Below are 19,466 nucleotides of genomic sequence, written 5' to 3'. Positions count from 1 at the left end.
GCTTAGCGGTCCACGTCGGCCATAACGAAATCGATACTACCCAGGTACGCGATCAAGTCCGCGACCATGCTGCCTTTGATCACCGAAGGGATCTGCTGCAAGTGCGGGAAGCTTGGGGTACGAATCCGGGTGCGGTAGCTCATGGTGCCGCCATCGCTCGTCAGGTAATAACTGTTGATGCCCTTGGTCGCTTCGATCATCTGGAAGGATTCGTTGGCCGGCATGACCGGGCCCCACGAAACCTGCAGGAAGTGCGTGATCAGGGTCTCGATGTGTTGCAGGGTGCGCTCTTTCGGCGGCGGCGTGGTCAGCGGGTGATCCGCCTTGTACGGGCCTTCCGGCATGTTGCGCATGCACTGCTCGATGATCTTGATGCTCTGGCGCATTTCTTCGACGCGAACGATGCAACGATCGTAGGCATCGCCATTGGCGGCCAGCGGCACTTCGAATTCGAAGTTTTCGTAACCGGAGTATGGGCGAGCCTTGCGCAGGTCGAAGTCGCAACCGGTCGAACGCAGGCCGGCACCGGTGACGCCCCATTCCAGGGCTTCCTTGGTGTTGTAGGCGGCGACGCCGATGGTGCGGCCACGCAGGATGCTGTTGTCCAGGGCGGCTTTCTGGTATTCGTCCAGACGCTTTGGCATCCACTCGACGAAGTCTTTCACCAGTTTTCCCCAGCCGCGCGGCAGGTCGTGAGCGACGCCACCAATGCGGTACCAGGCCGGATGCAGACGGAAACCGGTAATGGCTTCGATCACCGTGTACGCCTTCTGACGGTCGGTGAACGTGAAGAACACCGGGGTCATGGCGCCGACGTCCTGGATGTAGGTACCCAGGAATAGCAGATGGCTGGTGATCCGGAAGAACTCGGCCATCATGATGCGGATGACGTCGACCTTGTCCGGCACCTTGATGCCGGCCAGCTTCTCGACCGAGAGCACGTACGGCAGGTTGTTCATCACGCCGCCGAGGTAATCGATACGGTCGGTGTACGGGATGAAACTGTGCCAGGATTGACGCTCGGCCATCTTCTCGGCACCACGGTGGTGGTAGCCAACGTCCGGTACGCAATCGACGATCTCTTCACCGTCCAGCTGCAGGATGATGCGGAACGCACCGTGCGCGGAAGGGTGGTTGGGTCCGAGGTTGAGGAACATGTAGTCCTCGTTCGCACCGGAACGCTTCATGCCCCAGTCTTCAGGCTTGAAGCGCGCAGCTTCTTCCTCAAGCTGTTGCTTGGCCAGGTTCAGGGTGAACGGGTCGAATTCGGTGGCACGGGCCGGGAAGTCCTTGCGCAGCGGGTGACCTTCCCAGGTCGGCGGCATCATGATGCGGGTCAGGTGCGGGTGGCCGGCAAAGTTGATGCCGTACATGTCCCACACTTCACGCTCGTACCAGTTGGCGTTCGGCCACAGACCGGTCACGGTCGGCACGTTGAGGTCGCTCTCGGACAAGGCGACCTTGATCATCACGTCACTATTACGTTCGATCGACATCAAGTGATAGAACACAGTGAAGTCGGCGCCGCTTGGCAGCCCTTGACGCTTGGTGCGCAGACGCTCGTCCACGCCGTGCAGGTCATAGAGCATGACGTACGGCTTGGGCAGGTTGCGCAGGAAGGTCAGGACTTCGACGAGTTTGGCACGCGCAACCCAAAGCACCGGCATACCGGTGCGGGTCGGCTGGGCGGTGAACGCCTCGGGGCCAAAACGGTTGTTCAGTTCGACGACCACATCCTGGTCGTCTGCCTTGTAAGGCGGGATGTACAGAGCACTGCCTGTAGTCATGGTTATTTATCGCTTTCGGTCAACGTAAAGAATGAAGCCAGTGTCTCGTTCTATTAAAGAAGCAGATCTGGATCAGACTTCGTCGGGGCTGCGCAGGTTGGTGACTGCGATTCGCTGTTCGCGGCGCTTTTCCTTTTCGGAAGGCATCTCGGCGCGGTATACGCCTTGATCACCAACGACCCAGGAAAGCGGACGACGCTCCTGTCCAATCGACTCTTGCAAGAGCATCAAGCCTTGCAGGAAAGCTTCAGGACGGGGCGGGCAGCCAGGCACGTAGACGTCCACGGGCAGGAACTTGTCCACCCCTTGAACGACAGAGTAGATGTCGTACATGCCACCGGAGTTGGCGCACGAACCCATGGAGATAACCCATTTAGGTTCGAGCATTTGCTCGTAGAGACGCTGAATGATCGGCGCCATCTTGATGAAGCAGGTACCGGCGATAACCATGAAATCCGCCTGACGCGGCGATGCCCGGATAACCTCGGCGCCAAAGCGCGCGATGTCGTGGGGCGCCGTGAAGGCGGTAGTCATTTCCACGTAGCAGCACGAAAGACCGAAGTTATACGGCCACAGGGAGTTCTTGCGCCCCCAGTTGATCGTGCCGTTAAGCACGTCTTCGAGCTTGCCCATGAAGATGTTTTTGTGGACTTGATCTTCTAACGGATCGGAAACGGTTTCCCGTTCGCCAATCGGATACTGCTCGTTAGGAGCATCGGGGTCGATCCTGGTGAGATTGTATTGCATTGCCAAAGCCTCATTGTTTCAGCTTCGCTTGCCGCTTACGACGAGCTTCCGGAGCCCAGTCAAGGGCGCCCACTCGGAATAGGTAGACAAGGCCTGCCAACAGAATTGCTATGAAAACGAGAGCTTCGACGAATCCGGTCCAGCCGCTTTCGCGGACGGACACAGACCATGCAAAGAGAAAAAGGGCTTCGATATCGAAGATCACGAAGAGCATCGCGACCAGATAGAATTTGGCTGAGAGCCGCAGACGGGCGCCACCTGTAGGCAGCATGCCGGATTCAAACGGTTCGTTTTTGCTGCGACCCCAGGCTTTTGACCCGAGGAGGCTGGAGACGCCGAGCATGAAGGCACACAGGCCGACGACGCCCAGAAGGAAAATGGCAAAGCCCCAGTTGTGGGCCATGAGTCCTGTCGCTTCGGGCATGCTGGTAATCCTTAACAGAGAGCAAAGGTCTCTGAGCTTGAAAAAGTAACAACGCAGTGACGATATGTCGCAGCAATCAATCCCGCTGATTTTATGGCTAAACACCCAGCAAGTAAAATTCCTATAGCGAAATTATTTATAGGAATAAGGACATAGCGCACCTCCAAAGCCCCGCAGCCCATGCATGGCGGGCATTAGCCGGCTTTTCATCAATATAGTTTTGTGGGAAATGTAACGAACATAGTATTGGCCAAATGATAATCAATATTGTTTGCGGTGGTTTTTAAACTGGTTATCCGGATTGGGGCCGCGAAGTTGTCTTTTGTGCGCGTTACAGCAAGTAGTGAAGGCGACGGTTTTAACGGATTTTTCTGACCCTGATGCCGCGCTGGATCAATGTTTTTCCTGTCTCACCACGGACCCTTGTGGGAGCGAGCCTGCTCGCGAAAGCGGTAGGTCAGCCAGCGATGATGTTGACTGATCCGCCGCTTTCGCGAGTAGGCTCGCTCCCACAGGGATTTGTGGTGTTTGAGGAATCGCAGGCAAAAAAACGCCCCGAACCAGTCGGGGCGTCAGATGTGCGGCGTTGCGGTTTCTACTCGGTCCGCAGCGGCCGTTTACTCAAGCGAAGCAGATCAGTGGAACTGTTCTTCTTCAGTCGAACCGGTCAGTGCGGTTACCGAAGACGAGCCACCTTGAATCACAGTGGTCATGTCGTCGAAGTAGCCGGTGCCCACTTCCTGCTGGTGAGCCACGAAGGTGTAGCCCTTCGAGGCGTCAGCGAACTCTTGCTCTTGCAGCTTCACGTAGGCAGTCATGTCGTTGCGGGCGTAGTCGTGCGCCAGGTTGAACATGCTGTGCCACATGTTGTGAATGCCGGCCAGGGTAATGAACTGGTGCTTGTAACCCATGGCGGACAGTTCGCGCTGGAACTTGGCGATGGTCGCGTCGTCCAGGTTTTTCTTCCAGTTGAAGGAAGGCGAGCAGTTGTACGACAGCAGTTGGTCCGGGTATTCCTTTTTGATCGCTTCAGCGAAGCGACGAGCCTCGTCCAGATCCGGCTTGGCAGTTTCGCACCAGATCAGGTCGGCGTACGGAGCGTATGCCAGGCCGCGAGCGATGGCTTGGTCCAGACCGGCGCGCACTTTGTAGAAGCCTTCCTGGGTACGTTCGCCAGTCACGAATGGCTGGTCGTACGGGTCGCAGTCGGAGGTCAGCAGGTCAGCTGCGTTAGCGTCGGTACGGGCCAGGATGATGGTCGGAGTACCGGCAACGTCAGCCGCCAGACGGGCAGCGGTCAGCTTCTGTACGGCTTCCTGGGTAGGAACCAGTACCTTGCCGCCCATGTGGCCGCATTTTTTCACGGAAGCCAGTTGGTCTTCGAAGTGAACGCCGGCGGCGCCTGCTTCGATCATGCTCTTCATCAGCTCGTAAGCGTTCAGTACGCCGCCGAAACCGGCTTCAGCGTCGGCCACGATTGGAGCGAAGTAGTCGATGTAGCCTTCGTCGCCCGGGCCTTTGCCGGCTTTCCACTGGATCTGGTCAGCACGACGGAACGAGTTGTTGATGCGCTTGACCACGGTTGGAACCGAGTCCACCGGGTACAGCGACTGGTCCGGGTACATCGATTCGGCGGAGTTGTTGTCCGCAGCCACTTGCCAGCCCGACAGGTAGATCGCCTGGATACCGGCTTTGACTTGTTGTACAGCCTGGCCGCCGGTCAGGGCGCCCATGCAGTTGACGAAATCTTTCTCGGGACGGAAGGAAGGCTTGGCGCCCTGGGTGACCAGGTTCCACAGCTTCTCGGCGCCCAGTTTTGCAAAGGTGTGCTCAGGTTGAACCGAGCCACGCAGGCGGACGACGTCAGCAGCGGAGTAAGCGCGTGTCACGCCTTTCCAGCGTGGGTTTTCAGCCCAATCTTTTTCGAGGGCTGCAATTTGCTGTTCGCGTGTCAGTGCCATGGAGATAAACCTCGTCGCGTCTTTTACGGAAAGTTGTACTGCGGTGGAAAATTCCTGCGCTCGCTGACCAGAAGCTTGGGTGGTCAAGTCGGATTCGGCGGGGTAGCGACGGGATGAACGATGGGCTCGAGGGGAAGTGAGCAGGTAAGGGCAAACTAATGGGCGCATTCGGGCATCGTGGGCCTTGGTGCGAACTTCAGTGCAGTGCCGGGTTACCTAATTAGCTTCCGTCCCTCGGGACAACTTCGTTCCAGTCGGCAACCTCGTCAAACACACCTTGTGGGCGGTACAGACACGAAGCGGCTCGCGGGATAGGTGCGAGCATCGCCTCGAAGGCCCTTGCCAGGGCCCCTGATTAGCGGGAGCGAGGCCATCATGCCTTTGCTTTTTTCGATCGTCAAACGTTTTGTAGTGCTTTTTTTCGACCACTACATCTTTGGTCTAATACGACTAATCAGTCAGTTCCCGGTGCTTTAGTCCAAAGTATCGACTTTCACCCGCAGGGTCATGTCTTCCCGGCCCTGAGTAGCATAGTTGCGGGTTTGGGCGCGTTTGTCGGTCAGGTTCTGGTGGTTGACGCCGGCGAGGGTAATCCATTCGCCGAGGCGACCTGTGACAGTTGTGTCGGTACTTTGCACGTTCACTACATCGGGACGTTCCTGGCTCATGCGGTCACGATTGGTGCTGATAGCCAGGTGAACGATTTCACCGGTGACGCTGGCGGTGACATAGAAGCCTTGAGTGACGTTGCGATATTCAGTCTGGCTGCGCAAATCACCGTAAGAATCGGATTGCGCGCTCGTAAGCGGGACGCTCTGGCCGACCTGAATCAATGCGGGGGTACCTTCGCTGGCCTGAACCTGCTGGACGCCGCCGTCACGGCTGGACGTGCTGCGACGGATGATTCGGGTTTGGTTCGACTTGGAGCTCTGGTAGTTGTTGTCGCTGGTGTCGACGGTGATCAGCAGGCGCTTGGCGGCGACATCGAGTTGGCTGATCAGGGCTTTAAGTTCGTCGATCTTGCGCTGATCCGCGTTAACGATCAGTTGATTTCCATAGGCGCTGACCTGGCCATCCTTGCCAATGAAGTCTTGCGCCATGGGCAGCATGTCGGCGCTGGTGCGGAAGTTCAGAGGCACGATTTCGGTAGCGGCCATGGCTGAAAAACTGCAGGTCAGCAGCAGGGTGGTGAGCAGGGTGCGTAGGGACATATCCGTTATCTCCGACTTCAAGTGCCTTGATAGTGCCAGTTTGTCGGCCCGGCGTGGCGCAAGTTGAATCGTAGACAGCAAAACGCCCCGGCATCCGAAAATGGCGGGGCGTTTTGTGGTGTTTGTGATCGTTCCCACGCTTTGCGTGGGAATGCAGCCTGTGACGCTCTGCGTCACTTGCCGCGATGGGACGCGGAGCGTCCCAGGAGGCATTACCACGCGGAGCGTGGGAACGATCAGTGGCAGACACTCAGGTCGAGTGACGCACCATGTCCACATGCGGTATCCCTGCTTCCAGGAATTCCTCACTGACAATGTGAAAGCCCAGGCGCTCATAGAACGCCGTAGCCTGCACCTGTGCGCTGAGCATCTGCTGCTTCAGCCCGCGCTTCTCGGCTTCGCCGATCAATGCTTGCATCAGTGCATCGCCGACCTTGAGGCCGCGCCAGTCCTTGAGTACCGATACCCGGCCAATGTGGCCGTCCGGCAGCAGGCGGGCGGTGCCGATTGGAAAGTCGCCTTCGAAGGCCAGGAAATGCACCGCGGTGGCGTCATCGGCATCCCATTCCAGCTCGGGCGGAACGGATTGCTCGGCGATGAACACCGTCTCGCGAATGCGCCGGATTTCGGCGTTATCCTTTTGCCAGTCTGCAACACTTACGTGAATTTTATTCATCAGCAAACCCCAGGCTTCCTTGCTTGATCAGTTCGCACAGCAGGCCACGACCGTCTTCGTCGGCCAGCCACTCGCCAAGGTTGTCGATGTGCAGCGAGTCGGCGGCGCAGATCATTTTCAGCAGTTCGCGCAACTTGCCCGGCAGATAACGGCTCTGGCCGCTGGCGAACAACAGCAGGTCGTCATCGACTTCGGACCAGGCCAGGCGAGCGCTTGGGTTGCGGATCAAGATCGCGCCTTGTTCAAGGCTGGCGAGCAGGTCGTCTTCCTCGATTTCTTCCGGGCCTACCACGAGTTCCGGGTAGCGTGGCTCCGTCATGAACTGGCCGAACCAGGTCAGCAGCAGGCGCTCGTCGCTCATGTGCTCGGCCAGCAGGGCTTTGAGGCGATCAAGGGCGTCGCGCTGGATCTGGTGTGGATCCGTCGCAGGTACCGCGTCGGCGTCGGTGTAGCGTTCTTCGTCCGTCAGGAACTGGCTGAGGAAGTCCGTGAAATGGGTCAGCACTTCAGCGGCGCTCGGCGCACGGAAACCGACGGAGTACGTCATGCAGTCATCGACCGCGACGCCGCAGTGGGCCAGGCGTGGTGGCAGATACAGCATGTCGCCCGGTTCCAGAACCCACTCATCGGTGGCTTCGAAGTCAGCGAGGATGCGCAGGTCGGCGTGTTTGAGCATCGGGCTCTCGGAGTCGCACATCTGGCCGATTTTCCAGTTGCGCTTGCCGTGGCCTTGCAACAGGAACACGTCGTAGTTATCGAAGTGCGGACCCACGCTGCCACCCGGGGCGGCGAAGCTGATCATCACGTCGTCGACGCGCCAGCTCGGCAGAAAGCGGAACTGTTCCAGCAGTTCGCTGACTTCAGGCACAAACTGATCGACCGCTTGAACCAGCAGCGTCCACTCGCGTTCCGGCAGTTTGCTGAATTCGTCTTCGGCGAACGGGCCGCGGCGCAATTCCCAAGGATGCTCGCCGTGCTCGATCACCAGGCGCGATTCGACTTCTTCTTCCAGTGCGAGGCCGGCCAGTTCGTCGGCGTCGATCGGGCTTTCGAAATCAGGAATCGCCTGGCGGATCAGCAGCGGTTTTTTCTGCCAGTAGTCGCGCAGGAATTCGCGTGCCGTGATGCCGCCCAGAAGTTGAAGAGGAATATCAGGATTCATGTGTAACCTATTGAAAAAAAGCACTTTTGAGACGTGAATAAAAACGCCCGGCGCGGCCGGGCGTCTCAAACAGGTCCAGCGGTCAATCAGATGCGTTTGGCTTGCTCTACAGCGTTACCGATGTAGTTCGCCGGGGTGAGCAGTTTCAGCTCGGCCTTGGCGGCGGCTGGCATGTCCAGGCCGTCGATGAAAGTTTGCAGCGCTTGCGGGCTGATGCCCTTGCCACGCGTCAACTCTTTCAGCTTTTCGTACGGGTTTTCGATGTTGTAGCGGCGCATCACGGTCTGGATCGGCTCGGCCAGTACTTCCCAGCAGGCGTCCAGGTCAGCCGCGATTTTCTGCGCGTTGAGCTCAAGCTTGCTGATGCCTTTGAGGCTCGCTTCGTACGCGATCACGCTGTGGGCGAAGCCGACACCAAGATTACGCAGTACGGTGGAGTCGGTCAGGTCGCGCTGCCAGCGGGAGATTGGCAGTTTGCTCGCCAGGTGCTGGAACAGTGCGTTGGCGATACCCAGGTTGCCTTCGGAGTTTTCGAAGTCGATCGGGTTGACCTTGTGCGGCATGGTCGACGAACCGATTTCACCAGCGATGGTGCGCTGCTTGAAATAACCCAGGGAGATATAGCCCCAGATGTCGCGGTCAAAGTCGATCAGGATGGTGTTGAAGCGCGCGATGGCGTCAAACAGCTCGGCAATGTAGTCGTGCGGTTCGATCTGCGTGGTGTACGGGTTGAAACCCAGGCCCAGCTCGTCTTCGATGAAGGCGCGGGCGTTTTCTTCCCAGTCGATCTCAGGGTAGGCCGACAGGTGAGCGTTGTAGTTGCCGACTGCGCCGTTGATCTTGCCCAGCAGCGGAACGGCAGCGACCTGAGCGATTTGACGCTCCAGGCGGTACACCACGTTCGCCAGCTCTTTACCCAGAGTGGTCGGCGAGGCCGGCTGACCGTGGGTGCGCGACAGCATCGGTACGTCGGCAAAACGGATGGCCAGTTCGCGGATGGCTTCAGCGGTCTGGCGCATCAGCGGCAGCATCACGTCATCACGGCCTTCGCGCAGCATCAGGGCGTGGGACAGGTTGTTGATGTCCTCGCTGGTGCAGGCAAAGTGGATGAACTCGCTGACGGCAGCCAGTTCCGGCAGCTTGGCCGCTTGCTCTTTGAGCAGGTATTCAATGGCTTTGACGTCGTGGTTGGTGGTGCGCTCGATCTCTTTGACACGCTCGGCGTGCTCCAGAGAGAAGTTTTCTGCCAAGGTATTCAATACAGCGTTGGCTTCGGCGGAGAACGCCGGTACTTCGCTGATGGCAGAGTGAGCGGCCAGACGCTGGAGCCAGCGCACTTCAACCAGGACGCGAGCACGGATCAGGCCGTATTCGCTGAAAATCGGGCGCAGGGCCTGGGTTTTGCCGGCGTAGCGGCCGTCAACAGGGGAAACCGCAGTGAGCGAAGAAAGCTGCATGGGGTGTTCTCGGACAGTCGGGCAACGAAATGGGGCGCGTATCATACATGAAAAAATCCGCCGGTCCGTCGCCAACTGACCGGCGTATTACGCGTAAAACGGAGTAAATGGTTGTCTGCGTGACTTATTCGTTACGCATCAAGGGGTAAAGCTCTTTGAGCAACTTGCGGCGGCTGATCACCAGCTGCCAACGATGGCCACCCAACTGCCGCCACAGGCGCGCCGAGCGAATCCCGGCCAGCAACAGGGCGCGGATTTTCGAGGCGTTACTCGGCTGCTGAAGGTTGCGCATGTCGCCGTGGACCTGAATCCGTTGGCGCAAGGTGCTCAGGGTGTCCTGATACAGCGCGCCGCACGCGGCAATCACGTTTTCATGGGCCGGGCCGAAGTGCTCGACCTGAGACTGGATCTGCGGCAAACGCTTGCCAATCACTTCCAGCATGTCGCCGCGCTTGGCCAGTTGACGCTCCAGACCCAGCATCGCCAGTGCGTAACGCAAGGGTTCGCGCTGAAGGGCACTCGGGTCGCGTTCCAGTGCGCCGACCAGGGCGCGATAGCCTTCGCGCAGATTGAGGTCATCACCGCCGTAAACTTCCAGCGTGTCCTTGGGGTCGCGAATCAGCAGGCTGCCGAGCATGCAAGTCAGGCCGGCTTCAGAGGTCTGGCCGCTCTTGGCAATCTTGTCGACGAGGACGGCGGCGAGAAACACGCCGCCCAGCGCCGTCAATTGCTCCTGGGTCGGGCTCATTGCTGCTGGCCTTTGCTGGTCCACGGCTCGGCAATTTCGATCACGCCGCCACCCAGGCAGATTTCGCCGTCGTAAAACACCACGGACTGGCCTGGGGTGACCGCGCGTTGCGGGTCATCAAAGGTTGCGCGGTAGCCGGTGGCGGTTTTTTCCAGCGTGCACGGCTGGTCGCTCTGGCGATAGCGGACTTTTGCGGTCAACTTGCGTGGCTCGGTCAAATCAATCGGATTGACCCAATAAATGTCCGAAGCGAGCAGGGCGCGGGAGAACAGGTACGGGTGGTCATTGCCCTGACCAACGATCAGTTCGTTGTGTTCCAGGTCCTTGATCAGCACGTACCACGGCTCGTCACTGGCGTCTTTCAAACCGCCGATGCCCAGGCCCTGGCGCTGGCCGATGGTGTGGTACATCAAGCCGTGGTGACGGCCGATCACTTCGCCTTCGGTGGTCTTGATCTCGCCGGGCTGTGCGGGCAGGTACTGCTTGAGGAAGTCGCTGAAGCGGCGTTCGCCAATAAAGCAGATCCCGGTGGAGTCTTTTTTCTTCGCGGTCGCCAGCTCGTATTTCTCGGCAATCGCACGCACTTCGGGCTTTTCCAGTTCGCCGACCGGGAACAGGGTCTTGGCGATCTGTTCGCCGCCGACGGCGTGCAGGAAGTAGCTCTGGTCCTTGTTCGCGTCCAGGCCCTTGAGCAATTCAGTGCGACCGTCGATATCGCGGCGGCGCACATAGTGGCCGGTGGCGATCAGGTCGGCGCCCAGCATCATGGCGTAGTCGAGGAACGCCTTGAACTTGATCTCGCGGTTGCACAGGATGTCCGGGTTCGGCGTGCGTCCGGCCTTGTATTCGGCCAGGAAGTGCTCGAACACATTGTCCCAGTACTCGGCGGCGAAGTTGGCGGTGTGCAGCTTGATGCCAATTTTGTCGCACACGGCCTGAGCGTCCGCCAGGTCGTCCATGGCGGTGCAGTATTCCGTTCCATCGTCTTCTTCCCAGTTCTTCATGAACAGGCCTTCCACCTCGTAACCCTGCTCGATCAGCAGGAGGGCGGAAACGGAAGAGTCCACGCCGCCGGACATACCGACAATGACGCGCTTCTTTTGTGTGTCAGAAGGGGCTGGATCACGCATAGGGATTCAATGAGTGTCTTGAAAAAGGACGCGATTCTAACAGGCCGGAGCCCGCAAGGCTAAAGAGAAGGGCGGATCAGTTCGAGGCTGAAGTGATTTCCGTCCAGATAATCATCGATGCAGCGGATGATCAGCTCACTGCGCCAGTTTGCGCGCTGTTCCAGCAATTCGTCACGCGTCAGCCACTTCGCGCCAACGATGCCGTCATCCAGCTGATAGTCCGGGTGGTGTTTGAGCGGTTTTGCGATGAAGCACACTCGCTGGTAAGTCACGCCGTTGCTGGGGGCGGTGTACAGGTAAATGCCGGTGACGCCGGTCGGCTCGACGTCCCAGCCGGTTTCTTCGAGGGTTTCGCGAATGGCGGCTTCGGTCAGCGTTTCCTCCGGGTCCAGATGACCGGCGGGTTGATTGAGCACGACACGGCCATGTTTGAGTTCTTCAACCATCAGGAAGCGACCGTTGTCTTCGACGATGGTGGCGACGGTGATGTGGGGTAGCCAATCCATGAAATGCCCTCAATTTTGAATGTTGAAATACTTTCCCTGTGGGAGCGAGCCTGCTCGCGATAGCGGTAGGTCAGGCAAATAAATGTTGAATCATATATCGCTATCGCGAGCAGGCTCGCTCCCACAGGGTCCGGTTCTGATAGATAAATTTGTGTGAAGCCCGGAAACAGAAACCCCGGCACGGGGCCGGGGCTTCTTTGCATCCTTACAACATTAGACCAGCGCAGCAACGGCCGCGTTGAAGGTTGCGCTAGGGCGCATGGCCTTGCTGATCAGCTCGGCATCGGCGTGGTAGTAACCACCGATATCCACTGGCTTGCCCTGAACGGCGTTGAGCTCGGCAACGATGGTTGCTTCGTTCTCGGTCAGGGTTTTGGCCAAAGTCGTGAACTGCGCTTGCAGAGCAGCGTCTTCAGTCTGGGCAGCCAGGGCTTGAGCCCAGTACAGCGCCAGGTAGAAGTGGCTGCCGCGGTTGTCGATGTTGCCGACTTTACGCGATGGCGACTTGTTGTTGTCCAGGAACTGGCCGGTGGCCTGATCCAGGGTCTTGGCCAGAACCAGCGCCTTAGGGTTGTTGTAGGTCACACCCAGGTGTTCAAGGGAAGCGGCCAGGGCCAGGAACTCGCCCAGGGAATCCCAGCGCAGGAAGTTTTCTTCCAGCAGCTGTTGAACGTGCTTCGGAGCCGAACCGCCAGCGCCGGTTTCGAACAGACCGCCGCCATTCATCAGCGGAACGATCGACAGCATCTTGGCGCTGGTGCCCAGTTCCATGATCGGGAACAGGTCGGTCAGGTAGTCGCGCAATACGTTGCCGGTCACCGAGATGGTGTCCTTGCCTTCACGAGTGCGGTCCAGGGTGAACTTCATCGCGTCAACTGGCGCCATGATCTGGATGTCCAGGCCGGCAGTGTCGTGATCCTTCAGGTAAGCCTGAACTTTCTCGATCACTACGCCGTCGTGAGCGCGCATCGGGTCCAGCCAGAAAATCGCCGGGGTGCTGCTTGCGCGAGCGCGGTTGACGGCCAGTTTGACCCAGTCCTGGATCGGAGCGTCTTTGGTCTGGCACATGCGGAAGATGTCGCCGGCTTCAACCGATTGCTCCAGCAGCAGGGTGCCTTTGCTGTCGGTAACGCGGACAACGCCGTTGGCCTTGATCTGGAAGGTCTTGTCGTGCGAACCGTACTCTTCGGCTTTTTTCGCCATCAGACCGACGTTTGGCACGCTGCCCATGGTGGTCGGGTCGAAAGCGCCGTTTGCCTTGCAGTCTTCGATGACCGCCTGGTAGATGGTCGCGTAGCAACGGTCCGGGATCACGGCCTTGGTGTCGTGCAGCTGGCCGTCAGTGCCCCACATTTTGCCGGAGTCACGGATCATTGCCGGCATCGAGGCGTCGACGATGACGTCGCTCGGCACGTGCAGGTTGGTGATGCCTTTGTCGGAGTTGACCATGGCCAGCGACGGACGAACGGCGTAGACCGCCTGAATGTCGGCTTCGATGGCGGCTTGCTGTTCAGCCGGCAGGGCTTTGATGCGAGCGTACAGGTCGCCGATGCCGTTGTTCAGGTTGAAGCCGATCTGTGCCAGCACGTCAGCGTGCTTGGCCAGTGCGTCTTTATAGAACTCGGCAACGATCTGGCCGAACATGATCGGGTCGGAGACCTTCATCATGGTGGCTTTGAGGTGAACCGACAGCAGTACGCCCTTGGCTTTGGCGTCTTCGATTTCGGCAGCGATGAAGCTGCGCAGAGCGTTTTTGCTCATGACCGCGCAATCGAGGATCTCACCGGCTTGTACGGTGGTTTTTTCTTTCAGGACGGTGGTGGTGCCGTCTTGAGCGATCAATTCGATTTTGACGGCGTCAGCAGCGTCGATCAGGGCGGCTTTTTCGCTGCCGTAGAAATCGCCGGTACTCATGTGAGCGACGTGGGACTTGGAGTCAGCAGCCCAGGCGCCCATTTTGTGCGGGTGCTTGCGCGCGTAGTTCTTGACCGACAGCGGTGCACGACGATCGGAGTTGCCTTCGCGCAGAACCGGGTTCACGGCACTGCCCTTGATCTTGTCGTAGCGCGACTTGGCGAGCTTGTCGGCGTCGCTGGTCACGGTTTCCGGGTAGTCAGGAAGTGCGAAGCCTTGGGCTTGCAGTTCCTTGATTGCGGCTTGCAGCTGCGGAACAGAAGCACTGATGTTTGGCAGCTTGATGATGTTGGCTTCTGGCGTAACGGCCAGGTCGCCCAGTTCGGCGAGGTGGTCGGCTACGGCTTTGTCACCCAGTTGCTCGGGGAAGCTGGCCAGAATGCGTCCTGCAAGAGAGATATCGCGGGTTTCAACGGCGATATCAGCCGAGGCGGTGAACGCCTCTACGATAGGCAACAGTGAATAGGTGGCGAGGGCTGGGGCTTCGTCGGTGAAGGTATAGATGATCTTCGAGCGGGTGGGCATATTCGGATTAACTCTCTCTTCTTTGCTAAAGCGTGCGCAGAAACTCGAGGGGCGCCGGGTAAGCGCGTTCGTTCAAAGTCATCCATGAGCCGAATATCGAGATTTCGTTGCTGTGATGTTGGGTGCATCAGTAGGGCGTCAAGCGTCAGGCTGCGGTAACAGACCGGCTTTTCCGGCGGAAAGGCTCATCATAGAGCCGTCCAGCGTTCGTGACCCTTTAGTCAGCGGCGGCATTATACATAGGTAGCTGGCAATCTGCCGATGGTTCATGCATGACAATTCTCGTCCATTGGTCTAAAGGTCGCAGGGGCGAGTGGGGCGTAGAGTCGTTCGTCGTGCTTGAGTTTGGCGCTTTTCCCTTTGAATTCAGGCTTGTAGCCCGCGAGTCATGCAGCTTTGCGGCAGATGGATGGAACATAGGGTTTGCGCGCCGATTTAACTGGGTTACGCTCGAACGAAGCCAGATGTTCAATCCAAACAATGGAGTTCAGCATGGGATACAAGAAGATTCAGGTTCCAGCCGTCGGCGACAAAATCACCGTCAACGCGGACCATTCTCTCAATGTTCCTAACAACCCGATCATTCCCTTCATCGAAGGCGATGGTATTGGCGTTGATATCAGCCCGGTCATGATCAAGGTTGTCGATGCTGCTGTTAAGAAGGCTTACGGCGGCGAGCGCAAAATTTCCTGGATGGAAGTCTACGCCGGGGAGAAAGCGACTCAGGTTTACGATCAGGACACCTGGCTACCTCAGGAAACCCTGGACGCGGTCAAGGATTACGTGGTTTCCATCAAGGGCCCTCTGACCACCCCGGTCGGTGGCGGCATTCGTTCCCTGAATGTGGCCCTGCGTCAGCAACTCGACCTGTATGTGTGCCTGCGCCCTGTGCGCTGGTTCGAAGGCGTGCCGAGCCCGGTGAAAAAGCCAGGTGACGTCGACATGACGATCTTCCGCGAGAACTCGGAAGACATCTACGCCGGTATCGAGTGGAAAGCCGGTTCGCCGGAAGCGACCAAAGTCATCAAGTTCCTGAAAGAAGAAATGGGTGTCACCAAGATCCGTTTCGACGAAAACTGCGGTATCGGCGTCAAGCCGGTGTCCCTGGAAGGCACCAAGCGTCTGGCACGCAAGGCCCTGCAATATGTGGTCGACAACGACCGCGATTCGCTGACCATCGTGCACAAAGGCAACATCATGAAGTTCACCGAAGGTGCCTTCAAGGAATGGGCCTACGAAGTGGCCGCTGAAGAGTTCGGCGCGACCCTGCTCGATGGTGGTCCGTGGATGCAGTTCAAGAACCCGAAAACCGGCAAGAATGTCATCGTCAAGGACGCCATCGCCGACGCCATGCTCCAGCAGATCCTGCTGCGCCCGGCCGAATACGATGTGATCGCGACCCTGAACCTGAACGGCGACTACCTCTCCGACGCACTGGCGGCAGAAGTGGGCGGTATCGGTATTGCGCCGGGCGCGAACCTGTCCGACACCGTGGCCATGTTCGAAGCCACCCACGGTACCGCGCCGAAATACGCCGGCAAGGACCAGGTCAACCCGGGTTCACTGATTCTGTCCGCTGAAATGATGCTGCGCCACATGGGCTGGACCGAAGCGGCCGATCTGATCATCAAGGGCACCAACGGCGCGATTTCCGCCAAGACCGTGACCTATGACTTCGAACGTTTGATGGAAGGCGCGACACTGCTGTCTTCGTCTGCGTTCGGTGATGCGCTCATTTCGCATATGTAAGTGGCGTTTGTAAGCAAATCGAAGCCACACAAAAACCGCCCGCCTCAATACGTTGAGACGGGCGGTTTTTTCATGCCTGGATGACGGGGTGCGTCAGCTCGTTACTGATTCTTGCTGGATGACGGGCGCTGTCTGTTCGCTCGGGAGCGTGGCAGACGTAATCTTCACTGCATGCAAGCCTTTGGGGCCCTGAACGATCTCGAAATTGACGATCTGCCCGGCCTTGAGGGTCCTGTAGCCGTCCATCTCGATGGCCGAAAAGTGGGCAAAAAAATCGATTTCCTTGCCATCCTCGTCACGGCCTTCTCTGGCGTCGGTGTTGATGAAACCGAATCCCTTGGCATTGTTGAACCATTTCACCTTGCCCACTGACATGCTCATATCCCTCTGCTACAGACTCCATCACTGGAGTATCATCCAGTACATCCGCAGCCGGTCTCTATAATTAATATTGACTCCGCGGACCTTTTTTACCCACTGTGGGCTCTATTGGTTGTAACACCGTTTTCCCGATAGTCAAGGTGACCGGGCGGTCGGTGTTGAAATCGTCCATGAGCGCCCCCATCACTGTATTAGCACAACTGACGAACCTTTCTTTCCATGCATGCAATCAGCCAGATTCGACTAACATTCAATCAGGATCGCCCGACTCTCCAGAAAGATCGCCCGGAGGAACACGACGACGATTCCGCAGGCATTGCTGTTCAGGAGGCGAAGCCTGCGTTACAGGCACCGCCGATGTACAAGGTGGTTTTGTTCAATGATGACTACACACCGATGGATTTCGTCGTCGAAGTGCTCGAGGTGTTTTTTAACCTGAATCGCGAGCTGGCGACCAAGGTCATGCTGGCCGTCCATACAGAAGGGCGGGCAGTATGTGGCGTGTTTACCCGCGACATCGCCGAGACAAAGGCCATGCAGGTCAACCAGTACGCCAGGGAAAGCCAGCATCCGCTACTCTGTGAAATCGAGAAGGACGGTTAATCGCCGACCACTTGGGTATGAGGTGAAGCTATGTTAAACCGCGAGCTCGAAGTCACCCTCAATCTTGCCTTCAAGGAGGCCCGTTCGAAGCGTCATGAGTTCATGACCGTCGAGCACCTCCTGCTGGCCCTATTGGACAATGAGGCTGCCGCCACCGTTTTGCGTGCCTGCGGCGCAAACCTCGACAAACTCAAGCATGACCTGCAGGAGTTCATCGACTCCACCACACCTCTGATCCCTGTTCATGATGAGGATCGCGAAACCCAGCCAACCCTGGGCTTCCAGCGTGTACTGCAGCGTGCTGTTTTTCACGTACAGAGCTCGGGCAAGCGTGAAGTGACTGGCGCCAACGTGCTGGTCGCCATTTTCAGTGAGCAAGAGAGTCAGGCAGTGTTCCTGCTGAAACAGCAGAGCGTTGCGCGCATTGATGTCGTCAACTACATCGCTCATGGCATCTCCAAAGTGCCCGGGCATGGCGATCACTCTGAAGGTGAGCAAGATATGCAGGACGACGAGGGCGGTGAGTCTTCTTCTTCAGGCAATCCTCTGGATGCTTATGCCAGCAACCTCAACGAACTCGCGCGCCAGGGTCGAATCGATCCATTGGTAGGCCGTGAGCTGGAAGTCGAACGCGTTGCACAGATTCTGGCGCGCCGTCGCAAAAACAATCCGCTGCTGGTGGGCGAGGCGGGCGTGGGTAAAACCGCGATTGCCGAAGGCCTGGCCAAACGTATCGTCGACAACCAGGTGCCGGACCTGCTGGCCAACAGCGTGGTGTACTCCCTCGATCTGGGCGCCTTGCTGGCCGGGACCAAATACCGTGGCGATTTCGAGAAGCGCTTCAAGGCGTTGCTCAATGAGCTGAAAAAACGTCCGCAGGCGATCCTGTTCATCGACGAAATCCACACCATTATCGGTGCGGGTGCTGCGTCCGGTGGCGTCATGGATGCCTCGAACCTGCTCAAGCCGCTGCTGTCCTCGGGCGATATCCGTTGCATCGGTTCGACCACGTTCCAGGAATTTCGCGGGATCTTCGAGAAGGATCGTGCCTTGGCCCGACGCTTCCAGAAGGTTGATGTGTCGGAGCCCTCGGTGGAAGACACCATTGGCATCCTGCGCGGCCTGAAAGGCCGTTTCGAAGCGCACCACAACATCGAATACAGTGATGAAGCGCTGCGTGCGGCCGCTGAACTGGCTTCGCGCTATATCAATGATCGGCACATGCCGGACAAGGCGATCGACGTTATCGACGAAGCGGGCGCCTATCAGCGTCTGCAACCGATCGAGAAGCGTGTGAAGCGCATCGAAGTGCCTCAAGTCGAGGACATCGTCGCGAAAATCGCGCGGATTCCGCCTAAGCACGTCACCAGTTCCGACAAAGAACTGCTGCGTAACCTTGAGCGTGACCTGAAGCTGACGGTATTTGGTCAGGATGCCGCCATCGACTCGTTGTCGACGGCGATCAAACTGTCCCGTGCCGGCCTCAAGTCGCCTGACAAGCCTGTCGGCTCGTTCCTGTTCGCCGGTCCCACCGGTGTCGGTAAAACCGAGGCGGCGCGTCAGCTGGCCAAGGCGTTGGGCATCGAGCTGGTTCGCTTCGACATGTCCGAGTACATGGAGCGCCACACCGTATCGCGTCTGATCGGTGCGCCTCCAGGTTACGTCGGGTTCGATCAGGGCGGTCTACTGACCGAAGCCATCACCAAGCAGCCTCACTGCGTGCTGTTGCTCGATGAGATCGAGAAGGCGCATCCGGAAGTCTTCAACCTGCTGCTGCAGGTCATGGATCACGGTACGCTGACCGATAACAACGGGCGCAAGGCGGACTTCCGTAACGTGATCGTCATCATGACGACCAACGCCGGTGCCGAGACAGCAGCGCGTGCTTCGATCGGTTTCACCCATCAGGACCACTCGTCCGATGCGATGGAAGTGATCAAGAAGAGCTTCACGCCAGAGTTCCGTAACCGTCTGGACACCATTATCCAGTTTGGTCGCCTCAGCCATGAGGTCATCAAAAGCGTGGTGGACAAGTTCCTTACCGAGCTTCAGGCGCAGCTGGAAGACAAGCGCGTGCAGCTGGAAGTGACGGACGCGGCGCGCAGCTGGCTGGCAGCAGGTGGCTACGACTCGGCAATGGGTGCTCGTCCAATGGCGCGTTTGATTCAGGACAAGATCAAGCGTCCGCTGGCCGAAGAGATCCTCTTTGGCGAACTGGCCGACCATGGCGGTGTGGTGCATATCGATCTGAAGGACGGCGAGTTGACCTTCGAGTTCGAGACCACGGCTGAAATGGCCTGACGGCTGTAAAGCGAAAAGGCGCCTTCGGGCGCCTTTTTGTTGTCTATAAAATTTGGTGTATATCCGTTGCTGCGGTCATGGCTGCTTAGGGTTTCGCCCTTACGGCGACTCACTTGTGCGCCCAGCATGGGCGCCATCCTAGAGGTGAAAGTCCTCTCTTGAGCTGGCCACAGCGAATGAAGCG

At 58.2% G+C, this 19,466-nt stretch carries 16 protein-coding genes; 3 read left to right on the top strand and 13 right to left on the bottom strand.

The annotated features are described in order from the left end of the window. Positions 1–2 precede the first annotated feature (2 nt). The 12 genes from nuoC to J2Y56_RS23290 all read right to left on the bottom strand — a co-directional run bounded on the left by nuoC (position 3) and on the right by J2Y56_RS23290 (position 14,248). Positions 3–1,787, bottom strand: a complete 1,785-nt coding sequence (gene nuoC, locus J2Y56_RS23350; protein ID WP_310352955.1) for an NADH-quinone oxidoreductase subunit C/D — start codon at positions 1,785–1,787, stop codon at positions 3–5. A gap of 72 nt (positions 1,788–1,859) precedes the next feature. Next, a complete protein-coding gene (locus tag J2Y56_RS23345) occupies positions 1,860–2,534 on the bottom strand; it encodes an NADH-quinone oxidoreductase subunit B family protein (protein WP_007946424.1) in 675 nt (224 codons plus the stop codon). A 10-nt stretch (positions 2,535–2,544) separates the two neighbouring features. Continuing rightward, positions 2,545–2,958: an NADH-quinone oxidoreductase subunit A gene (locus J2Y56_RS23340; protein ID WP_003223812.1), complete on the bottom strand. Its 414-nt coding sequence runs from the start codon at positions 2,956–2,958 to the stop codon at positions 2,545–2,547. Positions 2,959–3,593: 635 nt separating this feature from the next. Next, entirely contained in the window at positions 3,594–4,919 is a 1,326-nt protein-coding gene (aceA, locus tag J2Y56_RS23330; protein ID WP_007946425.1) for an isocitrate lyase, read from the bottom strand. Between the two features lie 473 nt (positions 4,920–5,392). After that, the gene (locus J2Y56_RS23325; RefSeq protein ID WP_007946427.1) at positions 5,393–6,130 is read right to left on the bottom strand and encodes a secretin N-terminal domain-containing protein; all 738 of its coding nucleotides are present in this window, start codon (positions 6,128–6,130) and stop codon (positions 5,393–5,395) included. A 250-nt stretch (positions 6,131–6,380) separates the two neighbouring features. Continuing rightward, positions 6,381–6,806, bottom strand: coding sequence for a GNAT family N-acetyltransferase (locus tag J2Y56_RS23320; RefSeq protein ID WP_033049312.1), 426 nt, complete (start codon positions 6,804–6,806; stop codon positions 6,381–6,383). Further along, complete coding sequence (locus J2Y56_RS23315) at positions 6,799–7,968, bottom strand: cupin domain-containing protein (protein WP_007946429.1); 1,170 nt, start codon at positions 7,966–7,968, stop codon at positions 6,799–6,801. Before J2Y56_RS23315 ends, J2Y56_RS23320 begins: the two co-directional genes overlap by 8 nt. Positions 7,969–8,054: 86 nt before the next feature. After that, positions 8,055–9,425, bottom strand: a complete 1,371-nt coding sequence (gene purB, locus J2Y56_RS23310) for an adenylosuccinate lyase (RefSeq protein ID WP_007946430.1) — start codon at positions 9,423–9,425, stop codon at positions 8,055–8,057. Positions 9,426–9,549: 124 nt separating this feature from the next. Further along, positions 9,550–10,173 carry a high frequency lysogenization protein HflD gene (gene hflD, locus J2Y56_RS23305; protein ID WP_007946431.1) on the bottom strand — a complete coding sequence of 208 codons (624 nt, stop codon included), beginning with the start codon at positions 10,171–10,173 and terminating at the stop codon, positions 9,550–9,552. Beyond that, complete coding sequence (gene mnmA, locus J2Y56_RS23300) at positions 10,170–11,303, bottom strand: tRNA 2-thiouridine(34) synthase MnmA (protein WP_007946432.1); 1,134 nt, start codon at positions 11,301–11,303, stop codon at positions 10,170–10,172. The genes hflD and mnmA overlap by 4 nt, the downstream gene beginning before the upstream one ends. 59 nt (positions 11,304–11,362) lie before the next feature. Further along, positions 11,363–11,809 carry an NUDIX hydrolase gene (locus J2Y56_RS23295; protein ID WP_310352949.1) on the bottom strand — a complete coding sequence of 149 codons (447 nt, stop codon included), beginning with the start codon at positions 11,807–11,809 and terminating at the stop codon, positions 11,363–11,365. Between the two features lie 213 nt (positions 11,810–12,022). After that, entirely contained in the window at positions 12,023–14,248 is a 2,226-nt protein-coding gene (locus J2Y56_RS23290; protein WP_007946434.1) for an NADP-dependent isocitrate dehydrogenase, read from the bottom strand. A 492-nt stretch (positions 14,249–14,740) separates the two neighbouring features. Between J2Y56_RS23290 and icd the strand changes: the two genes are divergently transcribed. After that, entirely contained in the window at positions 14,741–15,997 is a 1,257-nt protein-coding gene (icd, locus tag J2Y56_RS23285; RefSeq protein WP_310352947.1) for an NADP-dependent isocitrate dehydrogenase, read from the top strand. A gap of 93 nt (positions 15,998–16,090) precedes the next feature. Here the strand turns inward: icd and J2Y56_RS23280 are convergent, their stop codons facing one another. After that, positions 16,091–16,372 carry a cold shock domain-containing protein gene (locus J2Y56_RS23280; RefSeq protein WP_007946436.1) on the bottom strand — a complete coding sequence of 94 codons (282 nt, stop codon included), beginning with the start codon at positions 16,370–16,372 and terminating at the stop codon, positions 16,091–16,093. Positions 16,373–16,597: 225 nt separating this feature from the next. On the opposite strand from J2Y56_RS23280, the gene clpS reads away from it, so the two are divergent. Then, positions 16,598–16,981 (top strand): ATP-dependent Clp protease adapter ClpS, encoded by a 384-nt coding sequence (gene clpS, locus J2Y56_RS23275; RefSeq protein ID WP_020799529.1) that lies wholly within the window; start codon positions 16,598–16,600, stop codon positions 16,979–16,981. A gap of 30 nt (positions 16,982–17,011) precedes the next feature. Further along, on the top strand, positions 17,012–19,282 hold the full coding sequence (gene clpA, locus J2Y56_RS23270) for an ATP-dependent Clp protease ATP-binding subunit ClpA (RefSeq protein WP_007946437.1): 2,271 nt from the start codon (positions 17,012–17,014) through the stop codon (positions 19,280–19,282). Positions 19,283–19,466: the final 184 nt, after the last annotated feature.

It is taken from the genome of Pseudomonas sp. BE134 (assembly GCF_031456105.1).
Lineage (GTDB): Bacteria > Pseudomonadota > Gammaproteobacteria > Pseudomonadales > Pseudomonadaceae > Aquipseudomonas.
The sequence above is the reverse complement of the archived record's forward strand: the minus strand, read 5'-3'. Positions and strand labels throughout refer to the sequence as shown.

Excerpts from the sequence above, each read along its gene's own strand:
- nuoC (WP_310352955.1), bottom strand. The coding sequence starts at position 1,787 with ATGACTACAGGCAGTGCTCTGTACATCCCGCCTTACAAGGCAGACGAC.
- J2Y56_RS23345 (WP_007946424.1), bottom strand. The coding sequence starts at position 2,534 with ATGCAATACAATCTCACCAGGATCGACCCCGATGCTCCTAACGAGCAG.
- J2Y56_RS23340 (WP_003223812.1), bottom strand. The coding sequence starts at position 2,958 with ATGCCCGAAGCGACAGGACTCATGGCCCACAACTGGGGCTTTGCCATT.
- aceA (WP_007946425.1), bottom strand. The coding sequence starts at position 4,919 with ATGGCACTGACACGCGAACAGCAAATTGCAGCCCTCGAAAAAGATTGG.
- J2Y56_RS23325 (WP_007946427.1), bottom strand. The coding sequence starts at position 6,130 with ATGTCCCTACGCACCCTGCTCACCACCCTGCTGCTGACCTGCAGTTTT.
- J2Y56_RS23320 (WP_033049312.1), bottom strand. The coding sequence starts at position 6,806 with ATGAATAAAATTCACGTAAGTGTTGCAGACTGGCAAAAGGATAACGCC.
- J2Y56_RS23315 (WP_007946429.1), bottom strand. The coding sequence starts at position 7,968 with ATGAATCCTGATATTCCTCTTCAACTTCTGGGCGGCATCACGGCACGC.
- purB (WP_007946430.1), bottom strand. The coding sequence starts at position 9,425 with ATGCAGCTTTCTTCGCTCACTGCGGTTTCCCCTGTTGACGGCCGCTAC.
- hflD (WP_007946431.1), bottom strand. The coding sequence starts at position 10,173 with ATGAGCCCGACCCAGGAGCAATTGACGGCGCTGGGCGGCGTGTTTCTC.
- mnmA (WP_007946432.1), bottom strand. The coding sequence starts at position 11,303 with ATGCGTGATCCAGCCCCTTCTGACACACAAAAGAAGCGCGTCATTGTC.
- J2Y56_RS23295 (WP_310352949.1), bottom strand. The coding sequence starts at position 11,809 with ATGGATTGGCTACCCCACATCACCGTCGCCACCATCGTCGAAGACAAC.
- J2Y56_RS23290 (WP_007946434.1), bottom strand. The coding sequence starts at position 14,248 with ATGCCCACCCGCTCGAAGATCATCTATACCTTCACCGACGAAGCCCCA.
- icd (WP_310352947.1), top strand. The coding sequence starts at position 14,741 with ATGGGATACAAGAAGATTCAGGTTCCAGCCGTCGGCGACAAAATCACC.
- J2Y56_RS23280 (WP_007946436.1), bottom strand. The coding sequence starts at position 16,372 with ATGTCAGTGGGCAAGGTGAAATGGTTCAACAATGCCAAGGGATTCGGT.
- clpS (WP_020799529.1), top strand. The coding sequence starts at position 16,598 with ATGCATGCAATCAGCCAGATTCGACTAACATTCAATCAGGATCGCCCG.
- clpA (WP_007946437.1), top strand. The coding sequence starts at position 17,012 with ATGTTAAACCGCGAGCTCGAAGTCACCCTCAATCTTGCCTTCAAGGAG.